Below are 21741 nucleotides of genomic sequence, written 5' to 3'. Positions count from 1 at the left end.
GACGACCGTCGGCGCCGGGTCAAGAGCGCCCGGAGGCGAACCGAGCCACAAAAAGGCAGAGCGCAGGAGCGACGACCGTCGGCGCCGGGTCAAGAGCGCCCGGAGGCGAACCGAGCCACAAAAAGGAGCGACAATGCCCCCCAAAGGATCTCGTGTGACAGACGGGGAAGGCGGCGGCCCAGTGGAGCCTCGCATCATCGGTAGCGGCGGCGACGAGCAGTCCGTGGACCGTTTCGGCACGGCCGGACTGCGGCGGCGGGTGCTGGACGCCTGGGCGGCCTCGCCGGCCCGCTTCCGGGAGGACGCCAACGCCGAGGAGGAGCTGGCGCTGGGCGGGTACCGCGACCGGCTGGTGGTGGAGCTGGCGCAGAACGCCGCCGATGCCGCCGCCCGGGCCGGCCGCAGTTCGGGCCGCTTGCGGCTGACGCTGCGCGACGGGGTGCTGGCGGTGGCCAACACCGGCGCGCCGCTGGACGCCGCCGCCGTGGAGTCGCTCTCCACCCTGCGCGCCTCCTCCAAGCGCGAGGACGTGGCGCCCACCGTCGGCCGGTTCGGCGTGGGCTTCGCCGCGGTCCTCGCGGTGAGCGACGAGCCGGCGATCCTGGGGCACGCCGGCGGGGTGCGCTGGTCGCTCGCCGAGGCGCGCACGCTGGTCGACCAGCGGGCCGTCGAACAGCCCGAGCTGGCGGAGGAGTTGCGCCGCCGTGACGGGCACCTGCCGCTGCTGCGGCTGCCGTTGCCGGCCCAGGGCGAGCCGCCGGCCGGCTACGACACGGTGGTGCTGCTGCCGTTGCGCGACGCCGCCGCCGAGGACCTGGCGCGCCGGCTGCTGGAGGGCGTCGACGACGCGCTGCTGCTCACCCTGCCGGGGCTGACCGAGGTGGTGGTGGAGAGCCCGGACCGCGCGCCGCGCACGCTGACCCGGGCGGCCGCCGAGCGCACCGAGGAGGGCCTGGGCACGGTCGCCCTGACCGACCGGACCGACGGCGCGGGCGAGGGCGGCCAGTCGCTCTGGCAGACCGTCACCACGACCGGCACGCTGCCGTCCGAGCTGCTGGCGGACCGTCCGGTCGAGGAGCGGGCCCGCCCGTTCTGGACGGTGACCTGGGCCGTCCCGGTCTCCGCCGCCGGCGCCCCGCTGCCGGTCCCGGTCGCGCCGGTGCTGCACGCGCCGACGCCGAGCGAGGAGCCGCTGGGCGTCCCGGCCCTGCTGATCGCCTCGTACCCGCTGGACTCCACCCGCCGACACGTCGCGCCCGGGCCGCTGGCCGACTTCGTGACCGAGCGGGCCGCGGAGGCCTACACCGACCTGCTGCGGGCCCGCGGCGCGGATCTGGGCTCGCTCTCGCTGGTGCCCGGGCCGCTGGGCCAGGGCGCGCTGGACAACGCGCTGCGCGGCGCGATCCTCTCCCGGCTGCCCGGCACCGCCTTCCTGCCGCACCCCGCCGCCGTCGAGGAGGGCACCCCCGCACTGCGCCCGCGGGACGCGACGCTGCTGGAGGGGGCGGACAGTTCGGTGGTCGAGGCGCTCGCGCCGATCTTCCCCGGCCTGCTGCCGGCCGGCCTGGAGCGGCGGGCCGAACTGCGCGCGCTGCACGTGCGCCGGGTCCCGCTGGCCGACGTGGTGGACCAGCTGGGCGGCCTGGAGCGTGAGCCGGCCTGGTGGCGCAGCCTCTACGGGGCGCTGGCCGGCGCCGACCCGGAGTCGCTCGGCGCGCTGCCGGTGCCGCTGGCCAGCGGCCGGATCGTCACCGGCCCGCGCCGGGTGCTGCTGCCCTCCGACGCCGCCGACTGGGCCGGCTTCCCCGGCTACCCCGAGTCGCTGGGCGAGGCCCTGGACCTGCTCGACCTGCGGCTGGCCCACCCCGACGCCGCGCACCCGCTGCTGGCCAAGCTGGGCGCCGCCACCGCGACGCCCGCCGGTGTCCTGCAGACCCCCGAGCTGCGCGCCGCCGTCGCTCGTTCGCTGGACGTCGGCGAGGACGACTTCGAGGCCGCCGGCGACCTGGCCGAGGCCGTGCTGTCGCTGGTGCGGGCGGCCGAGGCGAAGGCCGGCGACCACCCGTGGCTGGCCCGGCTGGCGCTGGTGGACGACGAGGGCGAGCTCGCCCGGGCCGGCGAACTGATCCTGCCGGACAGCCCGTTCGCCCAGGTGGCGCGCGAGCAGGACGCGCCCTACGTGGACGAGGACCTGCTGGAGCGCTGGGGCCCCGAGGTGCTCGCGGCGGTCGGCGTGCTGAGCGAGTTCGTGCTGGTGCGCGCGCAGGACGCGGTGCTCGACCCGGACGACCTGGAGCGCCTGGACCCGACCGCCCCCAGCGACCGCGCGGTCGGCGGTGCGCCGACCGGCCTGCTGGACGAGGCGCCGGACGGCCTGGCCGACTGGTGCGAGGACGTCCTGGAGGGGCTGCACGCCGACTCCGGCGACGCGCTGGCCGACCTGGGCGTGCCGCCGGTGGCCGTCGAGCTGCTCGCCGTGCGCGACCTGGACCTGGTGGACGACGACGCCTGGCCGCAGGCGCTGGCGCTGCTCTCCCGCCCGCCGTACCGGGAGGCGGTGGTGAACCCGGTGCGCGCGCTGCTGGGTGACGGCAGCTACGCCGACCTGCCGCCGTACACCGCCTGGTGGCTGCGCGACCACCCGGTGCTGGACGGCCGGGAGCCGGCCGGGCTGCGCGCGGCCGGCGCGGACCCGCTGCTGCGCGGCCTCTACGACGAGGCCCGCACCACGCTGGACGAGCAGTTCCTGCACGCGCTGGGGGTGCGCACCACGCTGGCCGCGCTGCTCGCCGAGCCGCACGGACCGGACGAGCTGCTGGACCGCCTCGCCGACCCCGACAACGAGGTGGCGCACCGTCAGCTGCACGGCCTCTACACGGCGCTGGCGCAGGTCGACCTGGACCCGCTGGACGTGGTGCGGGCCCTGCCGCCGCTGGACGAGGCCACCGGCCGGCGCCCGGCGCACACCGTGGTGGTGGACGCCGCCGACGCCGTGGTGGCCGACGCCCCCGACCTGGTGGAGCTGCTGCACGGCTACCCGGTGGTGCCGGTCGCGCCGGCGCTGGCCGCGGCGCTGGCCGAGCGCCTGCACGTCTCGCTGGCCAGCGAGATCGCCGGCGGGCGGGTGCTCTCGCAGGGCTCGCTGCACCGGGTGCCGCCGTTCGTGCGCGAGCTGCTGCCCGGCTGCCCGAGCGTCTACGAGGAGCACGAGGAGCTGCTGGTGGTCGGCCCGGACGGCGAGGAGGCGTCCGTCGACTGGCGCTGGGACGTCTCGGCGACCGCCCCCGAGCTGCCCTACGACCCGGAGTCCACCGAGCCCCAGGACGAGGACGACGAGTTCGAGGTGCCGCCGGTGCCCGGGCTGCTGCACGCGGCCACGCCCGAGGGGGTGGCCGCCGGGCTGGCCTGGTCGGTGGGGCAGTGGCACCGCCGGTTCGAGGTGCTGGCCGCGCTCACCGAGCCGGAGCGCTCCTACGAGCTCTCCGCCGCCCGGGATTTCGAGGCCTGACCCGGTTGTTGCACGCGGTACGTCGGTGATCCGCCGACGTACCGCGCCGCTTCGAAGGAGCACCCTTGACAGCCCACCCCGCCGACCGCCGGTTCCTCTTCGTGCTGGGCAGCGCCCGGCCGCACGGCAACTCCGAGGCGCTGGCCCGGGAGGCGGCGGCCCAGCTGCCCGCCGAGGTCGAGCAGCGCTGGCTGCGGCTGAGCGAGCTGCCGCTGGAGCCGTTCGCCGACATCCGGCACGACGGGGACGGCCGCTACCCCGAGCCGCGGCCGAACGCCCGCCTGCTGCTGGACGCCACCCTGGCGGCCACCGACGTGGTGATCGTCTCGCCGCTCTACTGGTACTCCGTCTCGGCCGCCACCAAGCTGTACCTGGACCACTGGTCGGGCTGGATGCGGGTGCCCGGCGTCGGCTTCAAGGCCGCGATGGCCGGCAAGACGCTCTGGGGCGTCACCGCGCTGAGCACCGACGACCACGGCCCCGCCGATCCGCTGACCGGCATGCTCGACCTGACCGCCGGCTACCTGTCGATGCGCTGGGGCGGCACGCTGACGGGCACCGCGGTGAAGCAGGGCCAGATCCAGGAGGACGTCAAGGCGCTGGACCGGGCCCGGAGCTTCTTCAGCTAGCCGTCGTGGCGTCGCGGGTGGCCGCACCCCGGCGGAAGCGTCGGGGTGCGTCGTCCAGGCTGCGCCGGACGAAGTACCAGACGATCTCCAGCAGCAGCCCGGCCGCCACCGCGATCGCCACGCCCGTCCACGGGTCGCGCACGCCCACCAGCTTGAGCTGGAAGAAGTCGGAGAGCCAGGGCACGATCAGCACCAGGCAGAAGGCCCCGCCCATGCCGGCGATCAGCACCAGCCGCCACCAGGTGTACGGCCGGGCGATGATCGCCAGCACCCAGATCGCCACCAGGAAGAGCGTCAGGGTGGCCACGCTGGTGTCGGCCTTCAGGTCCGTGTCGCTGTCCGAGCGGGCCAGCGCGTAGGAGACGAAGGTGGCGGTGCCGGCGATCACGCCGCCCGGCACCGCCATCCGCAGCACCCGCCGCACGAAGCCCGGCCGGGCCCGCTCGGTGTTGGGCGCCAGCGCCAGGAAGAAGGCCGGGATGCCGATGGTCAGCGCGCTGAGCACGGTGGAGTGCCGGGGCAGGAACGGGTAGGGCACCTGGGTGAAGACCACCAGCAGGGCCAACAGGACCGAGTAGACGGTCTTGACCAGGAAGAGCGTGGCGACCCGTTCGATGTTGCCGATCACCCGGCGGCCCTCGGCCACCACCGAGGGCAGCGTGGCGAAGCTGTCGTCCAGCAGCACGATCTGCGCCACCGCCCGGGTCGCCTCGCTGCCCGAGCCCATCGCCACGCCGATGTCGGCGTCCTTGAGGGCCAGCACGTCGTTGACCCCGTCGCCGGTCATCGCCACCGTGTGCCCGCGCGACTGCAGCGCGCCGACCAGCTCGCGCTTCTGCTGCGGGGTCACCCGGCCGAAGACCGTGGTGTCCTCGGCGGTGTCGGCCAGCTGCTCCGGGTCGGTGGGCAGCGTGCGGGCGTCCAGCGGGTGCTCGGCGCCGGGCAGCCGCAGGCTCGCCGCCACCGCGCCCACCGAGACGGCGCTGTCGCCGGAGATCACCTTGGCCTCGACCTGCTGGTCCTCGAAGTAGCGCAGGGTGGCGGCGGCGTCCGAGCGGACCCGCTGGCGCAGCACCACCAGGGCCTGCGGCTGCAGGTTCTTCGCCGGGTCCGGCGCGTCCAGCGCGAGCGGGGTGCGGCCGAGCAGCAGCACCCGCAGGCCCTGGGCGCCGAGCTCGTCCACCTCGGCCAGCGCCGGGTGGCCCGCGGGCAGCAGCACGTCGGGCGCGCCGAGCAGCCAGCTGGCCTCGGTGCCGCCCGGCTCCAGCAGTTGGACGCCGCTCCACTTGCGGGCCGAGGAGAAGGGCATCGCCTCCAGCACCCGCCAGCGCTCCGCGTCCGGGCCCAGGGTGCCGTAGGCGTCGACGATCGCCTGCATGCTGGGGTTGGGCCGGGCGTCCGCGCCGGCCATCACGCCCAGCGCCTGCCGCAGCACCGAGTCGTCGCCGGGCGGGCGGGCGGCGATCGGGGCGCCGTCGGCGGGGCGGGTCCCGGGCTCGGTCAGCGGGCGCAGCTCCAGCACGTCCATGCCGCCCTCGGTGAGGGTGCCGGTCTTGTCCAGGCAGACGGTGTCCACCCGGGCCAGCCCCTCGATCGCGGGCAGCTCCTGCACCAGGCACTGCTTGCGGCCCAGCCGGACCACCCCGATCGCGAAGGCCACCGAGGTCAGCAGCACCAGCCCCTCGGGGACCATCGGCACGATGCCGGCCACCGTGCGCCGCACCGCCTCGCGCCAGTCGTTGTGCCCCACGATCCACTGGCTGACGATCAGGCCGATCGCGGTGGGCACCAGCAGCCAGGTGATGAACCGCAGGATGGCGTCGATGCCGCTGCGCAGCTCCGACTTGACCAGGGTGAACCGGCTGGCCTCCTCCGCCAGCTGGGCGGCGTAGGCCTGCCGCCCGACCTTGGTGGCGGTGAAGGCGCCGGCTCCCGCGACCACGAAGCTGCCGGACATCACGGTGTCCCCCGGGTGCTTGAGCACCGGGTCGGGCTCGCCGGTGAGCAGCGACTCGTCGATCTCCAGGCCGTCCGCCTCGGTGACCTCGCCGTCGACGATCACCTTGTCGCCGATGCCGAGCAGCACCAGGTCGTCCAGCACGATCTCGCCCACCGCCACCTGCACCGCCCGGCCCTCGCGGCGCACCTCGGGACGGGCCTCGCCGATCAGCGCCAGGCTGTCCAGGGTCCGCTTGGCCCGGACCTCCTGGATGATGCCGATCGCGGTGTTGGCCACGATCACCAGGCCGAAGAGGCCGTCCTGGATCGGGCCGACCACCAGGATGATCGCGAAGAGCACGCCGATGATCGCGTTGAAGCGGGTGAGGACGTTGGCCCGCACGATCTCCCGGATCGACCGGCTGGAGCGCACCGGTACGTCGTTGACCCGGCCGTTCGCCACCCGCTCGGCGACCTCGGCGGCGCTCAGGCCGCCCCGGCGGTCGGGGCCCGGTCCGCAGGCGTGCGCGCCGGGGACGGGTGCTGCTGACGGTGTCTCGGGCGCGGGGTGCGTCATGGCACCGACTCTACGGGGGTGAAATGTCCGATGCGTCCCGCTGTGGGCGATGTCCGGCCGACCGGGTGGCCGGGCCGGACGGGCCGTCAGGCCTGCGGGCGGGGGCTGCCGCCGTCGGCGTCGCCGGTGCCGTCGCGCCGGTCGGTGGCGCCGGTCCGGTCGGCGGTGCCGGGCGCCTGCACGTCGTCGGATCCGGGGCGCAGCCGGTCGCGCTCGATGGCGGCGCGCCGGGCGCGGCAGTACCAGAGGCCGATCAGGCCGAGCAGTCCGCCGGCCAGGCAGACCCACGGCCAGTCGCCGTGCCCGTGGTCGGCGAGCGTGTCGCGGAAGGGGAGCAGGACCAGGAACCCCAGGAACCAGAGCGCGGTGCCGCCGCCGACGATCGCGACGTCGTTGGCTTCCAGCGGCGGGGGGGAGGGGCGCAGCGGGGTCTTCGGCATGGGCCTGCTCGTCGTCTCCGTGGGGGGTCGGGGCGGAACGCCCCCAGCGTACGGGGCACGCCGCCCGGCGGCGGTGGGCGTGATCGGTCTACGCGCGAAGATAGCGCGTGCACGACCAGGAACTCATACTTGGGTTTCCGGCTGGCCTCGGCGTGCCCCCGTGACCGCGCCGTGCGGGCCGCCGGCGAACCGGCCACCGTCGCTCGGTCACCGCTCCCCGTCTCCTCAGCCCCCACCAGAGGACTGCGCATGCCTTCCGAGGCCCAGCCGACCGCCGCGTCGCCCGAGCCCCACTCGCCCTCCGAGCCGCCGGCCGGCGTCCTGGACCGCTACTTCCGGATCTCCGAGCGGGGCTCCACGCTGGCCCGCGAGGTCCGCGGCGGTATCGCGACCTTCTTCACCATGGCCTACATCCTGGTGCTGAACCCGATCATCCTGTCCAACGCCGTGGACATCGACAAGCACCAGCTCAGCTTCTCGCAGCTGGTCACCGCGACCGCGCTGACCGCGGGACTCACCACGCTGCTGATGGGCGTGATCGGCAACGTCCCGATCGGTCTGGCCGCGGGGCTGGGCGTGAACACCATCGTCGCCCTCCAGCTGGCCCCGCGGATGACCTGGCCGGACGCCATGGGCATGGTCGTGCTGGCCGGCTTCTGCATCATGCTGCTGGTCGCCACCGGGCTGCGCGAACGGGTGATGAACGCCGTGCCGCTGGGCCTGCGCAAGGCCATCGCGATCGGCATCGGCCTGTTCATCACCCTGGTCGGCCTGGTCGACTCGGGCTTCGTCAGCCGGATCCCGGACGCCGAGCACACCACCGTCCCGCTGCAGCTCGGCGGCAACGGCCACCTGCACGGCTGGCCGGTGCTGGTCTTCGTGCTCGGCGTGCTGCTGACCCTGGTCCTGGTGGTCCGCAAGGTGCCCGGCGCGATCCTGATCTCCATCGCGACGATGACCGTGCTCGCCGTGGTGATCGAGAAGGCGGCGAACCTGCCCGCCGACGCCTGGGGCCTGACCGTCCCCAAGTGGCCCGGCAACCCGGTGGCCAGCCCCGACTTCGGCCTGGTCGGCAACGTCAGCCTCTTCGGCGGCTTCCACGAGGTGGGGCTGCTCACCGGCGTCCTGTTCGTCTTCACCGTGCTGATGAGCTGCTTCTTCGACGCGATGGGCACCATCCTCGGCGTCGCCGACGAGGCCCACCTGCTCGACGAGAACGGCGACCTGCCCGGCATCAACCGGGTGCTGATGGTCGACGGCGTCGCCACCGCACTCGGCGGCGCCACCTCCTCCTCCGCCAACACCTGCTTCGTGGAGTCCACCGCCGGCGTCGGCGAGGGCGCCCGCACCGGCTTCGCGGGCCTGGTCACCGGCGCGCTCTTCCTGGTCTCCCTGCTGCTCACCCCGCTGGCCACCATGGTCCCCGCCCAGGCCGCCACCCCGGCCCTGGTGACGGTGGGCTTCCTGATCCTGGCGAACTCGGTCCGCGAGATCGACTGGAGCGACTACACCATCGCCATGCCGGCCTTCCTGACCATGGTGCTGATGCCGTTCACCTACTCCATCACCAACGGCATCGGGATGGGCTTCATCACCTTCTGCGTCCTGCGCCTGGCCACCGGCCGCGGCCGCAGCGTGCCGGTGGCGCTCTACGCGGTGTCGGCGGTCTTCGCGTTCTACTACCTGATGCCGGCGCTGGGACTGGCGTAGGAGCTGCTGGAGGGTCGGTTGAGATCGGCGTGCAGTTGATATCACCTGTGCGCCGATTTTGATATACTGCTGGTGTTGCCCACTGCTGGAGGAATGGCCATGGCGCGCACCGTTATCGACATCGACGACGACTTGTTGGCCGAGGCGCAGCAGCGCTTCGGGACCACCACCAAGGTCGCCACGGTCAATACCGCACTGCTGGAGGCCGTGAAGCTGGCTCGTCGGATAGAGCTCGCGGATGCCATCGCAGGCGGCGAGTTCGACCTGCTCGGCACGCCGAACGGCCAGGCGGTGGCGTGAGCCGGGAGCGCTACCTGATCGACAAGTCGGCCCTGGCCCGCTGGGGCAAGACATCGGTGCGTCCCGTGCTCGACGACCTCTCGCAGCGGGCGCTGCTTGCGGTGAGCGCGGCGGTCGAGATGGAGGTCCTGTACAGCGCGCGCTCGGCCGCCGAGGCCGACCGGCTGCGACACCTGCTGACCGGCTTCGACTATCTTCCCTGTGGCGACGAGGTCTGGGACCGGGCCAAGGAGATCCAGCACCTAGCCCTGTTTCGCGGAAACCACCGAGCGTTGTCGATGGCGGACATCCTCATCGCGGCGACGGCTGAGCGTCACGGCGTCACGGTCCTTCACTACGACGGTGACTACGACATGATCGCGGCCATCACGGGCCAGCGCACTCGATGGGTCGTCCCGGCGGGCAGCGCGGACTGAGTGCGGGGGTCCGGCGGTCGGGGGTCGATCGGTGTGAGCGCTGCCGACCGGGGCTGACGGGGGGGTCGGGGCGGTGGTCAGGGTTCTCTCAGGGGGCGTTCCGGGTTGTTCCCGGTGGCGGTGGGCCCGTGCCGTGGCGGAGGCTGGGGGCATGGTGAGAAGGGCGCGGGTGGCCGGGGCCGGGGTGCGGGTGCGCTGGGTCTCCTTCGTCGGGGTGTTCGTGGCCCTGACGCTCGGGGCGTCGCGGATCGGTACGCCGGTCTCGCTGATGGGGGCCGGTGACAGCTGGCGGGCGCTGGACCGGCAGGTCGGGACGATCTCGCTGGGGCCGCTGGTGCTGGACGGGGCGTGGCCGCTGGTGGCCGAACTCGGGCTGCTCTGTGCGGTGGTGGCGCTGGTGGCGGCCGTCGCGCCGGCCTCGGGGGCCTCGCGCGGTGGGGACCGCGGGTAGTGGTGCCGGCTCGGACAGGTGCTCGGAAAGCTCTCGGTGTAGGCGAGTCGAGGGTGGGCATAACTGCCCCGTGAAGTCGCGAGGGGGCACGGGCTGATGGCGACGCGATGGGACCCGAACGGGGTCGACGAGGCGGACTTCCTACCGGAGCCGTTCCAGACCGCTGACCAGGTGTCACTCGCCGGACAGCGGCAGACGCTGCGCTGGTACCGGGGGGTGATCACGATGCTGGTGCTGGCCGCGGCGGTCAGCGCGGTGGTCGGGCCCGACCGCGACGGCAAGAGCGAGGTCGCCCCGCTGCTCTCGGTCGCCGCCTTCCTGGTGGCCGGCTACTTCTGGGTCCGGCTGCGGCAGAGCAACCCGCAGGCGCAGTGGTACGAGGCGCGCGCGGCGGCCGAGTCGGTCAAGACGCTCGCCTGGAAGTACACCGTGCGGGCCCGCCCGTTCGGCGGTCCGGCCGACTCGCCGGAGGCGGACGAGGAGTACCGGGCCCAGGTCTCGGACGTGCTGCAGACGTTCGAGGACGCCGGCGTGCTGCAACCCGGTTCGGCGCCGGAGATCACCGAGGGGATGCGCGAGCTGCGCGCGGCCGACCTGACGGCCCGGCGGATGGTCTACCTGCGGGTCCGGGTCGAGGGCCAACGCACCTGGTACCGCGCCAAGTCGGAGGCCTTCGAGTCGCAGTCGGTCTCCTGGGGACTGGGGGCGATGGTGCTGATGATCATCGGCGGCGCCGCCGCGATCGCCCAGGCCGCCGGCATCCTGTCGGTCAGCGTCTTCGGGGCCTGCTCGGCGGCCGCCGCGGCGGTCATCGCCTGGACCCAGCTCAAGCAGCTGCGCCCGCTGGCCGCGGCCTACCAGCTCGCGGCCAAGGAGCTCGACGTGGTCTGGGGCAAGCTCACCGTGATCGACACCGGTGAGCCGCAGGCCGAGGCGAACTGGACCAGGCTGGCCGGGGACGCGGAGGACGCGGTGGCGCGCGAGCACACCAGCTGGCGCGCCCGGCGGGCCTTCCCGCGCTGACGCGGGCGACCCGCCCGGCCCCCGCCGGGGGTCACGGGGTGCCGTCGGCGCCGGTCCCCAGCTCCAGCCGCCAGTCGTTGCAGCGCATGAAGCTGCCGGGCGGGTACTCGAAGGTGCAACTGTCGCGCAGCGTGAACCCGGCCTTGCGGCAGATCGCGTTGGACGCCGGGTGGTCGACGGACGGGTAGGCGTGCAGGGACCGGTGCCGGCCGTGGGTGCGGACCCGGTCGGCCAGCGCGCGGGCCGCCGCGGCGGCGATCCCGCGCCCCTGGAAGGCGGGCAGCACGCCCCACCCCGTCTCGTACACCTGCTCGCCCTGCCACTCCCGCTCCCAGTAGCCGATGCTGCCCACCACCTCGTCCTGGGGGAGCAGCACGATCCGGAACATCCGCCCGGTGGCGTCGTCGACGAGCGCGGTGTAGCGCCGGTGGCGGGCCGCGATCGCCTCGGCGCTCTCCGGCCCGCCGAGGTGGTCGGTCATCTCCGGGGTGTTGGTGAGGTGCAGCAGGGCCTCGAACTCCGGCAGGTCCGCCCAGGGTTCGAGCCGGACCGGTACCTCGGACGCGCTCCGCACCATCTCGCTCCTTCGCATCACCCCGCCCGTCCGCCGGGCCGGCCACGGGACCATCGCACCACCGACCACTGACAACGCCCGCGAGGGCCGACGCGGCGCCGGCGAAAATCGCTGCGGAGTCGCCCGGCACCGGGCGCACGGCCGGTGAGCTGGTCCTCCACCTGTACGACCGCATCCCTGCCACGTCCCTGCGCGTCGACGGGGACGCGGGACTGTTCGTCCTGCTCACCTTCACCCGGCTGCGCGTCGGCCGTGTGGGGGAGGACACGGTTTAAGAGTTTTTAATTAGGCAGGGTAATGACATAGGCTAAGGATCATGTCCGAGATGTCCGAGGACGACCTGGCTGCTGTCAGTCAGCTGCGGTCGTCCGTGATGCGCCTGGCCCGCCGCCTGCGGCACCAGCATGTCGAGCAGTCGTTGAGCCCCACCGAGATGGGGGTGCTCGGGACGCTGGCGCGCTGTGGCAGCGCGACGCCCGGGGAGTTGGCGCGGCGCGAGCACGTGCAGCCGCCGTCGATGACCCGGATCATCGCGATGTTGGAGGAGAAGGGCCTGGTGCGGCGCGAGCCGCACCCCGAGGACCGGCGGCAGGTCGTGGTCAGCATGACCGAGCAGGCCACCGAGATCCTCGACGAGAGCCGGCGGCGTCGCAACGCCTGGCTGGCGGAGCTGGCCTCGGGGTTGACCGAGGAGGAGTGGGCGGCGGTCCGTGCGGCCGCGCCCGCGCTGTACCGGCTCGCGCATCTGTGAAGCGGGCGGGCGGCCGGTGGGCCGCCCGCACGGGTAGGGCAACGAACTGGGCTCCGGAGACGGACGAACGAGAGGACACGGCATTTCCGCAGAACTGACCAGGAAGACCATGAGCGCGGCCCCGGCCGCGCAGCGAGGGGAGAAGAACGTGACACCGCCGGCCGCAGCCAGCACCGCCATCCGTCCCGACGACAGCACCACCCGGGCCGCCACCACGACACCCGTACCGGCGGCAGGCGCCGCGGTACCCGCGCCGGTGACCCCGCCCGGCGACGACGACCCCTGCGAACGCACCGCGGCGGAACCCACCGCCGCGTCCGACCCCGGTAGCGGTCCGAGAGACTCCACCGGCCCGACCGGGGCCTCGTTCACCCGCCCGACGGGGATGTTCTCCTCCCTGCGGGTGCGCAACTACCGGTACTTCTTCGCCGGGCAGATCGTCAGCAACACCGGCAGCTGGATGCAGCGGATCGCCCAGGACTGGCTGGTCCTCAGCCTGACCGGCAGCCCGCTCGCGGTCGGGATCACCACCGCGATGCAGTTCCTGCCCACCCTCCTGCTCGGGCTCTTCGGCGGCGTGCTCGCCGACCGGATGCCCAAGCGCCGCCTGCTGATCGTCACCCAGGGCGCCATGGGCCTGCTCGCCGTCGGCCTGGCCGCGATGACCATGACCGGCGTGGTGACGGCCTCCTGGGTCTACGCCTTCGCGCTGCTGCTCGGCCTGGTGACGGTGGTGGACACCCCCACCCGGCAGGCCTTCGTCTCCGAGATGGTCGGCCCCGAGCACCTGAGCAACGCGGTCAGCCTCAACGCCGCCAACTTCCAGACCGCCCGGCTGGTCGGCCCGGCGGTGGCCGGTCTGCTGATCGCGGCGGTGGGCAGTGGCTGGGCGTTCGCGCTCAACGCGCTCTCCTTCGTGGCGGTGATCGCCGGCCTGCTGGCGATGCGCAGCAGCGAGTTGCGCCCGGTGGACCGGATCCCGCGCGAGCGCGGCCAGTTGCGCGAGGGGCTGCGCTACGTCCGGGAGCGTCCGGACCTGCTCTGGCCGCTGGTACTGGCCTCCTTCATCGGCACCTTCGGCTTCAACTTCCCGACCCTGCTGGCCGGTTTCGCCTACCGTACGTTCCACGTCGGGCCCGGCCAGTACGGGCTGCTGAACACCGCGATGGCGCTCGGCTCGCTGGCCGGCGCGCTGTACGCGGCCCGCCGCGGCAACCCGCGGCTGCGCTGGCTGACCGGCGCGGCGCTGGGCTTCGGGCTGCTGGAGGTGCTGGCCGCGGCCGCGCCCGGCTACTGGAGCTTCGCGGTGCTGCTGACCCTGGTCGGCGTCTTCGGGCTGACCTTCAACACCGCGGTCAACTCCTTCGTACAGCTGGCCACCGAGCCCGAGATGCGCGGCCGGGTGATGGGCCTGCTGGTGCTGGTCTTCACCGGTGGCACGCCGGTCGGCGCGCCGCTGGTGGGCTGGGTGACCGACGCGTACGGGCCCCGGGTGGGCCTGCTCGCCTGCGGCGCGGTCTCCGCGCTGGCGGCGGGGACGGTCGGCCTGGTGCTGGCGCGCTGCGCCGACCTGCGGCTGCGGGTGGACCTGCACCGCGGCAGCCGGGTGGTGGCGTTCGTCCCGCGCGGTGGCGCCGCCGAGCCGGCGCGCCGTCGCGAGCTGGCGACGGCCTGCTGACGGCTGCGCGAGCGGGCGGCCGCGGGAACGAACGGTCCGTACGCGACGGCGGTGGTGACGGCCGGGGTGACGGCGGGGCGGCGCGCGCCAGAATGGAGCCATGAGGCTCTTCCTGGCCGCGCTGCCGCCGGCCGCGGCGCTCGCCGAACTGGGCGCGACCGCGGCCGGGCTGCGCGCGCTGCCCGGGGCCGAGGGACTGCGCTGGACGGCCGAGGACGGCTGGCACATCACGCTCGCCTTCCTCGGCCGGGTCGACGAGCAGCGGCTGCCGGAGCTGCGCGAGGTGCTGGCGCGGGCGGGCGCCGAAGGCCCCGCGCACCGGCTGCGGCTGGCGGGCGGCGGCCGGTTCGGGGAGCGGGTGCTCTGGGTGGGACTGGCCGGCCAGACCCGGGCGCTGCGGTCGCTGGCGCAGCGGGCGGGCCGCGCGGTGGACGAGGTCCACCCGCTGGAGCAGGAGCACGACTACCACCCCCACCTCACGCTGGCCCGCACCCCGCGTGGCGGGCCGCCCGACGGGGAGCGGCGCCGGGCGCTGCGGCGGGCGGCCGAGCTGCTGGAGGCGTTCCAGGGCGTCGAGTGGCCGGTGACGGAGTTCCACCTGATGTGCAGTGAGTTCGCCGACGGCCGCCCGCACTACACCTCCGTGACGAGCTGGCCGCTCGCCGGCTGACGGCCCTCACCGGCCGACGGCGGCTGCCCCCGCGGGCGGTCCGGCGGCCGGCCAGGCCAGCATCGCGGCCGCCGCCACCGGCTCCAGCTCGGCCCGCCCCGCACCGTCCCTGGCCTGCTGGGACATCCCCTGCAGCACGGCGCCGGTGAACCGGGCCAGCGTCGCCGGGTCGGCCTGCGCGGGCTCCTCGCCACGGGCCACGGCGGCCGCGATCAGGGTGCGCAGGCGCTCGATGTTGGCGTTGCGGATCGCCTGCAGCGCGTCGTGCACCTCCGGGGTGGCGCAGTTCGCGGCGGCGCTGATGATCAGGCAGCCGTGCGGCCGTCCGGGGGCGGTGTACTCGGCGGCGGCCTCGTGCAGCATCCGGGCGACGCCGGCGCGCACCGTGGGCTCCTCCTCGAAGGCCCGGGTGCCGAACGCCGCGTAGGTCGCCTGGTAGCCCGCCACCACCTCCTCGAAGAGCGCCCGCTTGTCGCCGAAGGCCGCGTACAGGCTGGGCGGGCGGATGCCCATGGCCTGGGTCAGGTCGCTGATCGAGGTGGCCTCGTAGCCGCGGTCCCAGAAGAGCCGGGTGGCGGCGGCCAGCGCCGCCTGGCGGTCGAAGGACCGGGGGCGTCCGCGCGGGGCAGGGCTGCTCATGGCCCCGATTCTATATCGAGCACTACAGAATCCGTGCTACGGTCTTTCCATAGCGACCGCTACATAAGTGGCGGTCGCCGGTGCTGTGCCGAGCGAGGGGTGAGGACGATGAGCAGGCTGTCCGGCAGGACCGCACTGGTGACGGGCGCGAGCCGGGGGATCGGCCGGGGCATCGCGCTGCGGCTGGGCCGCGAGGGCGCGCTGGTCGCGGTGCACTACGGGAGCAACGAGACGGCGGCCAAGGAGACGGTGGCCGACATCCTGGCCGCCGGCGGGCGGGCCTTCGCGGTCCACGCCGAGCTGGGGGTGCCCGGCGACGCGGCGGCCCTGTGGGCGGCGTTCGACCGGGCGATCGAGGCCTACGGCGAGCGGCCGGGGCTGGACATCCTGGTCAACAACGCCGGCATCGCCCTGCACGGGGAGATCGGCACGGTGACCGAGGCCGACTACGACCGGCTCTTCGCGGTGAACGTCAGGGCCCCCTTCTTCGTCGTCCAGCAGGGGCTGGAGCGGCTGCGGGACGGCGGTCGGGTGATCAACGTCTCCTCGGGGGTGACCCGGATCGCCCTGCCGGTGCTCAGCGCCTACGCGATGACCAAGGGCGCGCTGGACACCATGACGCTGACCCTGGCGCAGCAGCTGGGGGCCCGCGGGATCACGGTCAACGCGGTGGCCCCGGGGATCATCGACACCGACATGAACAGCCACCTCGCGGATCCCGAGCAGCGCGCCCAGGCCGCCTCGCTCGCGGTCCTGGGCCGGGTCGGCGAGCCGGCCGACGTCGCCGGCCTGGTCGCCTTCGTGGCCAGTGACGACGCCGGCTGGGTGACCGGCCAGATCCTGGACGCCACCGGGGGTTCCCACCTCGGCCTGTGACCGGCCCGGGGAGCGGCGCGGCCGGGCGGGTACGCTCGGTGGCGTGGACCCCAAGACTCGTATGCGGATCGTGTCCGGTGCTCTGATGCTGCTGCTGGTGGCCGTCCTGGTCGGCGCGCTGCTGCGCGGCTGACGGCCGGGCGCGCCCGCGGCCACCGCGCACGCGCAGCGACAGGGGCCGCCGCCGGTGATCCGGCGGCGGCCCCTGTCGCCGTGTCGTGCCTGGCGCGTGGTGCGGTCAGAGGTTCTCGACGACGTGGTCGATGCACGCGGTGAGCGCCTGCACGTCGGCCGGGTCGATCGCCGGGAACATCGCCACCCGCAGCTGGTTGCGGCCGAGCTTGCGGTACGGCTCGGTGTCGACGATGCCGTTGGCACGCAGTGCCTTGGCGATCGCGGCGGCGTCGATCGCGTCGTCGAAGTCGATCGTGCCGACCACCTGCGAGCGCTCCGCGGGCTCGGCGACGAACGGGGTGGCGTACGAGGACTTCTCCGCCCAGCCGTACAGGTGGGCCGAGGATTCAGCCGTACGGGCGACGGCCCACTCCAGCCCGCCGTTGCCGTTCAGCCACTCCAGCTGGTCGGCCAGCAGGAAGAGCGTGGCCACCGCCGGGGTGTTGTACGTCTGGTCCTTCGAGGAGTTGTCGATCGCGGTCGGCAGGTCGAAGAACGGCGGGATGTAGCGCCCGGAGCCGGCGATCTCGGCGGCCCGCTCCAGCGCCGCCGGCGAGAAGGAGGCCAGCCAGAGCCCGCCCTCGGAGGCGAAGGACTTCTGCGGCGCGAAGTAGTAGACGTCGGTCTCGGCGATGTCCACCGGCAGGCCGCCGGCGCCCGAGGTGGCGTCCACCAGGACCAGCGAGCCGGCGTCCGCGCCCGCGGGGCGGCGGATCGGCATGGCGACACCGGTCGAGGTCTCGTTGTGGGTCAGCGCGTAGACGTCCACGCCCGCCTCGGCGACCGGCAGCGGGTGGGTGCCCGGCGCGGTCTTGATGACGGTGGGCTCGGCCAGCCACGGGGCGGCCTGCACCGAGGAGGCGAACTTGGACGAGAACTCGCCGAAGTTCAGGTGCTGGGACTTCTCGCGCACCAGCCCGAAGGCGGCGATGTCCCAGAAGGCGGTGGAGCCGCCGTTGCCGAGCACCACCTCGTACCCCTCGGGGAGCGAGAAGAGGCTGCTCACGCCTTCGCGCACGCGCTTGACCAGGTTCTTGACCGGAGCCTGGCGATGCGAGGTGCCGAGGAGCGAGGTACCGGTGGCGGCGAGGGCACTGAGGGCCTCGGGGCGCACCTTGGACGGGCCGCAGCCGAAACGGCCGTCTGCGGGCTTGATGTCAGCGGGGATCTGGATCTGGGCCACCCGCGAAGCCTACTGGTCCGGCAACGCCGTGTCCGAGCGTTGTCCGGTCGCTGAGATGCGATCTTGCCCTGCCCGGACACGGTCCGACGCCCTGCCGGCCACCGCGTGGCGCGGGGTCGGCAGGGCGTCGGGAAGCCGCGATCAGCGGGCGATCGAGTCGTAGCCCTCGATCTCGCGCGGGCTGCGCGGGGCGGGGCCGATGTAGCGGGCGGCCGGGCGCACCAGGCGGCCGGTGCGCTTCTGCTCGAGGATGTGCGCCGACCAGCCGGCGGTGCGGGCACAGGTGAACATCGAGGTGAACATGTGGGCCGGGACCTCGGCGAAGTCCAGCATGATGGCCGCCCAGAACTCCACGTTGGTGGCCAGCACGCGGTCGGGGCGGCGGTTGTGCAGCTCCTCCAGCGCGGCCTTCTCCAGCGCCTCGGCGATCTCGAAGCGCGGCGCGCCGAGCTCCTTGGCGGTGCGGCGCAGCACGCGGGCGCGCGGGTCCTCGGCGCGGTAGACGCGGTGGCCGAAGCCCATCAGGCGCTCGCCCTTGTCCAGGGCGTCCTTGACCCACTTCGCGGCGTCGCCGGTGCGCTCGATCTCCTCGATCATGCCGAGCACCCGGGAGGGGGCGCCGCCGTGCAGCGGGCCGGACATCGCGCCCACCGCGCCGGAGAGCGCGGCGGCGACGTCGGCGCCGGTGGAGGCGATCACCCGGGCGGTGAAGGTGGAGGCGTTCATGCCGTGCTCGGCGGCCGAGGTCCAGTAGGCGTCGATCGCCTTGACGTGCTTGGGGTCCGGCTCGCCGCGCCAGCGGATCATGAACCGCTCGACGACGGTCTCGGCCTTGTCGATCTCGTTCTGCGGCACCATCGGCAGGCCCTGGCCGCGCGCGGACTGCGCGACGTAGGACAGCGCCATCACGGCGGCGCGGGCCAGGTCGTCGCGGGCCTGCTCGGCGGAGATGTCGAGCAGCGGCTTGAGGCCCCAGACGGGCGCCAGCATGGCCAGCGCGGACTGGACGTCGACCCGGATGTCACCGGAGTGCACCGGGATCGGGAACGGCTCGGCGGAGGGCAGGCCCGGGTTGAACTTGCCGTCCACCAGCAGGCCCCAGACGTTCCCGAAGGAGACGTGCCCGACCAGCTCGTCGATGTCCACGCCGCGGTAGCGCAGTGCACCGCCCTCGCGGTCCGGCTCGGCGATCTCGCTCTCGAAAGCGACGACTCCCTCAAGCCCGGGTACGAAATCGGACATCACGCGGCTCCTCAGTGACGTGACGGGCCGACCGCCGTGGTGGGGCGGCAAGGCCAGTGACCATGTGGGTGTGTTGGCACTCGGTGCCAGAGTGGCAGGCACTGGGTGCATTGCGCCATACACCACTGCGGTGATGTTTCCCGGGCGGGCCGCTCCACCTCTCGCCATACCCGGTCGGAACCAAGAATCTTCCGGCAAGAACCGGTCATTTCCGGATGATTCCCCGGACCGCGGGTGGAGAAGCGGTGGCGAGACACCATATCTCTTGATGTCGAGATTCCATAGGCGGAGCGCTGTCCGCTGCTTGTCGTACGGGATGATGTTGGCGTGCAGACCCCGGAACGCGCCGAGCCCGCGACCCTGAGTACCGTCCCCGATCTCGCCCGGATGCGCCGTCAGTACGCCCTCGAGGGCTTGGCCGAGCACGACCTGGCGCCCGACCCGACCGCCCAGTTCGCCCGCTGGTTCGCCGAGGCCGAGCGGGCCGGCTTCCTGGAGCCCAACGCGATGGTGCTCTCCACCGCCGACGCCGAGGGCCGGCCCAGCTCGCGGACCGTGCTGCTCAAGGGCTTCGACGCCCGCGGCTTCGTCTTCTTCACCAACTACGGCTCGCGCAAGGGCGCCGAGCTGACGGCCAATCCGTACGCCTCGCTGCTCTTCCCCTGGCACCCGATCGACCGTCAGGTGATCGTGGGCGGCGAGGTCGAGCGGACCGGCCGCGACGAGACCGCGGCCTACTTCCGGACCCGGCCGCACGGCTCGCAGCTCGGTGCCTGGGCGAGCGAGCAGTCCAGCCCGGTGGAGTCGCGCGAGGTGCTGGAGCAGCGCTACGCCGAGCTGGCCTCGCGCTACCCGCAGGGCGAGGGGGTGCCGGTGCCGCCGTTCTGGGGCGGGTTCCGGGTGGTGCCGCGGACCGTGGAGTTCTGGCAGGGGCGGCCGAACCGGCTGCACGACCGGCTGCGCTTCACCGCCACCGCCGAGGGCTGGCGGGTCGAGCGGCTCTGCCCCTGAGCCAGCGCCCGGCCGTCCCCGAACGGTCGGCGGGCGGTGCCGGTCACCTCGGGTGAACGGTTACGCAGAGCTACCGGACGGCCCGGTGCGACTAGTCGCGGGCTACGCCGGGCTACGCCGATCGGCGTAGCCCGTACGCATCCGTCCGGGTGGTCTTCAGGATGGCTCGAAACGTTCGGTCGGGGCATTGGTGCAGCGTGTGGCAGGGGGGTCGGTCAGCCCCCGCGGCGACCCGGCCACGCAGCCCCGATTGCAAGCAGTGACAGGGGCTGGCAGAGCGCTACTGTGGTGCTCCGGGCACCCGCTCTTCATCGCGCGCGCCCGAGTCTCTCCCTACCCACATTCGATGCGGTTCAATCGCATCACTTCTGAGGGGAACTCAGACATGGCTACCTCACTGGCCGTCAAGCCCGCCGAGCACACCGACCAGCCCGCCCTCCGTCCGCAGCTGGACGATCTGGTGGCGCTGGGCAGCGACCTGATCACCGCCCAGCTGTACCGCGCCCTGCCGGGCACCGAATCCGGCCAGGTGGCGGTCGCCGCCTTCAACTCCTCGATCTGAGGGCCGGGGGCTTCCACGGGTCTTCCGACGTTCCTCGACGGCCAACTCGACGGCGGGCGATTGACATGACGCACCCTCTGGTGCCGTTCTCGCAGTTCGTGCTGAAGGTCCACAGCAGATGCGATCTGGCCTGTGACCACTGCTACGTCTACGAGCACGCCGACACCGGTTGGCGGCGCCAGCCGAAAGCCGTCAGCCCCGAGGTGCTGGACCGGGCCGCGCAGCGCATCGCCGAACACGCGGCGACGCACCGGCTGCCGGCGGTCCATGTCGTCCTGCACGGCGGAGAACCCCTGCTCGCCGGCCCGGTGCTGCTGCGCCGGGCCGCCGAGAGTATCCGCGCGGCACTGCCCCCCACCTGCGTGCCGGACCTGCGGATCCACACCAACGGCGTGCTGCTGGACCGCGCGTTCTGCGAGCTCTTCGACGAACTGGGCATCAAGGTCGGCATCTCGCTGGACGGCGACCGGGCCTCCAACGACCGGCACCGCCGCTACGCGGACGGCCGGAGCAGCCACGCCAAGGTCCTCGCGGCCGTCGAGCTGCTGCGCCGCCCGGAGTTCCGCCACCTGTACGCCGGCCTGCTCTGCACCATCGACGTGGAGAACGACCCGCTGGCGGTCTACGACGCGCTGGTCGCGCTGGACCCGCCGCGCATCGACTTCCTGCTCCCGCACGCGACCTGGGACACCCCGCCGAAACGTCCCTCCACCGCCGGTGAGCACCCCTACGCGCAGTGGCTGCTGGCGATCTACGACCGCTGGCAGGACCAGGGCCGGCCGGTGCCGGTGCGCACCTTCGACTCGGTGCACCGCACCCTGCGCGGGCGCTCCAGCCTCACCGAGTCGCTCGGCCTGGACCCGGCCGACCTGGTGGTGATCGAGACCGACGGCACGTTCGAGCAGGCGGACAGCCTGAAAACGGCCTTCGACGGTGCCCCGGCGACCGGTTTCGACGTCTTCTCGGACAGCCTGGACGAGGTCGCCCGTCACCCGGGCATGCTGGAGCGCCAGTCGGGGCTGGCCGGCCTGGCCGAGGCCTGCCGCGCCTGTCCGGTGGTGCGCAGCTGCGGCGGCGGCCTCTACGCCCACCGCTGGCGCACCGGCAGCGGCTTCGCCAATCCGTCCGTCTTCTGCGGGGACCTCTTGCAGCTCATCAGCACCATCCGCGACCGCGTCACCCCCGTCGGCACCGGCAGCGGCGCCCTGCCCGCGCAGGCGCCGGCCCCCGCCACCGGCCCCCTGAGCGAGCAGCAGCTCGACGAACTGGCCCGCGGCCACGGCAGCGAGCGGACCGTCCGGGCGCTGGCCGCCGCCCGGCTGCGCCTGAGCCGCTCGCTGCTGGGCGCGGTCCGCGCCCGCGGCGGGGGGGGGGGGCCGGGGGGCGGGG

General features: G+C 73.7%; 19 protein-coding genes and 1 pseudogene. 14 read left to right on the top strand and 6 right to left on the bottom strand.

All coding sequences use genetic code 11. The features are described 5' to 3' along the window. The first annotated feature begins 181 nt into the window (after positions 1–181). Positions 182–3508 carry a sacsin N-terminal ATP-binding-like domain-containing protein gene (locus ABD323_RS04070; RefSeq protein WP_344439228.1) on the top strand — a complete coding sequence of 1109 codons (3327 nt, stop codon included), beginning with the start codon at positions 182–184 and terminating at the stop codon, positions 3506–3508. 65 nt (positions 3509–3573) lie between these two features. Beyond that, positions 3574–4137 carry a flavodoxin family protein gene (locus tag ABD323_RS04065; RefSeq protein WP_344439225.1) on the top strand — a complete coding sequence of 188 codons (564 nt, stop codon included), beginning with the start codon at positions 3574–3576 and terminating at the stop codon, positions 4135–4137. On the opposite strand, the gene ABD323_RS04060 is transcribed toward ABD323_RS04065, so the two are convergent. After that, positions 4130–6652: an HAD-IC family P-type ATPase gene (locus tag ABD323_RS04060; protein ID WP_344439222.1), complete on the bottom strand. Its 2523-nt coding sequence runs from the start codon at positions 6650–6652 to the stop codon at positions 4130–4132. The two genes, ABD323_RS04065 and ABD323_RS04060, sit on opposite strands and share 8 nt — an antisense overlap. A gap of 86 nt (positions 6653–6738) precedes the next feature. Beyond that, positions 6739–7092: a DUF2530 domain-containing protein gene (locus ABD323_RS04055; RefSeq protein WP_344439219.1), complete on the bottom strand. Its 354-nt coding sequence runs from the start codon at positions 7090–7092 to the stop codon at positions 6739–6741. A 249-nt stretch (positions 7093–7341) separates the two neighbouring features. Between ABD323_RS04055 and ABD323_RS04050 the strand changes: the two genes are divergently transcribed. The 5 genes from ABD323_RS04050 (at position 7342) to ABD323_RS04030 (ending at position 10992) form a co-directional block, all read left to right on the top strand. Beyond that, a complete protein-coding gene (locus ABD323_RS04050) occupies positions 7342–8802 on the top strand; it encodes an NCS2 family permease (RefSeq protein ID WP_344439216.1) in 1461 nt (486 codons plus the stop codon). Positions 8803–8901: 99 nt separating this feature from the next. Further along, positions 8902–9102, top strand: a complete 201-nt coding sequence (locus ABD323_RS04045) for a type II toxin-antitoxin system VapB family antitoxin (protein ID WP_344439214.1) — start codon at positions 8902–8904, stop codon at positions 9100–9102. After that, positions 9099–9518, top strand: a complete 420-nt coding sequence (locus ABD323_RS04040) for a PIN domain nuclease (RefSeq protein WP_344439211.1) — start codon at positions 9099–9101, stop codon at positions 9516–9518. Before ABD323_RS04045 ends, ABD323_RS04040 begins: the two co-directional genes overlap by 4 nt. A 151-nt stretch (positions 9519–9669) precedes the next feature. Continuing rightward, positions 9670–9969 (top strand): hypothetical protein, encoded by a 300-nt coding sequence (locus ABD323_RS04035; RefSeq protein ID WP_344439207.1) that lies wholly within the window; start codon positions 9670–9672, stop codon positions 9967–9969. A 96-nt stretch (positions 9970–10065) separates the two neighbouring features. Beyond that, complete coding sequence (locus tag ABD323_RS04030; RefSeq protein WP_344439205.1) at positions 10066–10992, top strand: DUF4231 domain-containing protein; 927 nt, start codon at positions 10066–10068, stop codon at positions 10990–10992. Between the two features lie 31 nt (positions 10993–11023). On the opposite strand, the gene ABD323_RS04025 is transcribed toward ABD323_RS04030, so the two are convergent. Further along, entirely contained in the window at positions 11024–11569 is a 546-nt protein-coding gene (locus tag ABD323_RS04025; RefSeq protein ID WP_344439202.1) for a GNAT family N-acetyltransferase, read from the bottom strand. A 313-nt stretch (positions 11570–11882) separates the two neighbouring features. On the opposite strand from ABD323_RS04025, the gene ABD323_RS04020 reads away from it, so the two are divergent. The 3 genes from ABD323_RS04020 to thpR all read left to right on the top strand — a co-directional run bounded on the left by ABD323_RS04020 (position 11883) and on the right by thpR (position 14665). Continuing rightward, the gene (locus ABD323_RS04020) at positions 11883–12317 is read left to right on the top strand and encodes a MarR family winged helix-turn-helix transcriptional regulator (RefSeq protein ID WP_344439200.1); all 435 of its coding nucleotides are present in this window, start codon (positions 11883–11885) and stop codon (positions 12315–12317) included. A gap of 109 nt (positions 12318–12426) precedes the next feature. Further along, positions 12427–13995: an MFS transporter gene (locus ABD323_RS04015; protein WP_344439198.1), complete on the top strand. Its 1569-nt coding sequence runs from the start codon at positions 12427–12429 to the stop codon at positions 13993–13995. A 100-nt stretch (positions 13996–14095) separates the two neighbouring features. Beyond that, on the top strand, positions 14096–14665 hold the full coding sequence (thpR, locus tag ABD323_RS04010; RefSeq protein WP_344439196.1) for an RNA 2',3'-cyclic phosphodiesterase: 570 nt from the start codon (positions 14096–14098) through the stop codon (positions 14663–14665). Between the two features lie 6 nt (positions 14666–14671). On the opposite strand, the gene ABD323_RS04005 is transcribed toward thpR, so the two are convergent. After that, positions 14672–15304 carry a TetR/AcrR family transcriptional regulator gene (locus tag ABD323_RS04005; protein WP_344439194.1) on the bottom strand — a complete coding sequence of 211 codons (633 nt, stop codon included), beginning with the start codon at positions 15302–15304 and terminating at the stop codon, positions 14672–14674. Positions 15305–15403: 99 nt separating this feature from the next. Between ABD323_RS04005 and ABD323_RS04000 the strand changes: the two genes are divergently transcribed. Next, positions 15404–16180, top strand: a complete 777-nt coding sequence (locus ABD323_RS04000) for an SDR family oxidoreductase (protein WP_425555851.1) — start codon at positions 15404–15406, stop codon at positions 16178–16180. A 238-nt stretch (positions 16181–16418) separates the two neighbouring features. Here ABD323_RS04000 and serC read toward each other — a convergent pair whose 3' ends face one another. After that, positions 16419–17537 (bottom strand): phosphoserine transaminase, encoded by a 1119-nt coding sequence (gene serC, locus ABD323_RS03995; protein WP_344439188.1) that lies wholly within the window; start codon positions 17535–17537, stop codon positions 16419–16421. Positions 17538–17678: 141 nt separating this feature from the next. Next, complete coding sequence (locus tag ABD323_RS03990) at positions 17679–18779, bottom strand: citrate synthase 2 (protein ID WP_344439185.1); 1101 nt, start codon at positions 18777–18779, stop codon at positions 17679–17681. Between the two features lie 387 nt (positions 18780–19166). Between ABD323_RS03990 and pdxH the strand changes: the two genes are divergently transcribed. From pdxH to ABD323_RS03975, 3 genes and pseudogenes are all read left to right on the top strand, one after another. Further along, positions 19167–19790 carry a pyridoxamine 5'-phosphate oxidase gene (pdxH, locus tag ABD323_RS03985; protein WP_344439254.1) on the top strand — a complete coding sequence of 208 codons (624 nt, stop codon included), beginning with the start codon at positions 19167–19169 and terminating at the stop codon, positions 19788–19790. A 385-nt stretch (positions 19791–20175) separates the two neighbouring features. After that, positions 20176–20352: a hypothetical protein gene (locus tag ABD323_RS03980; RefSeq protein WP_344439182.1), complete on the top strand. Its 177-nt coding sequence runs from the start codon at positions 20176–20178 to the stop codon at positions 20350–20352. A 65-nt stretch (positions 20353–20417) separates the two neighbouring features. Next, positions 20418–21741 (top strand): annotated as a pseudogene (locus ABD323_RS03975) (FxsB family cyclophane-forming radical SAM/SPASM peptide maturase); the annotation flags it as partial.

Source organism: Kitasatospora nipponensis, from assembly GCF_039528135.1.
Taxonomy (GTDB): Bacteria; Actinomycetota; Actinomycetes; order Streptomycetales; family Streptomycetaceae; genus Kitasatospora; species Kitasatospora nipponensis.
Note: the sequence above shows the minus strand (reverse complement) of the source record. Positions and strands in the feature narration are given on the sequence as shown.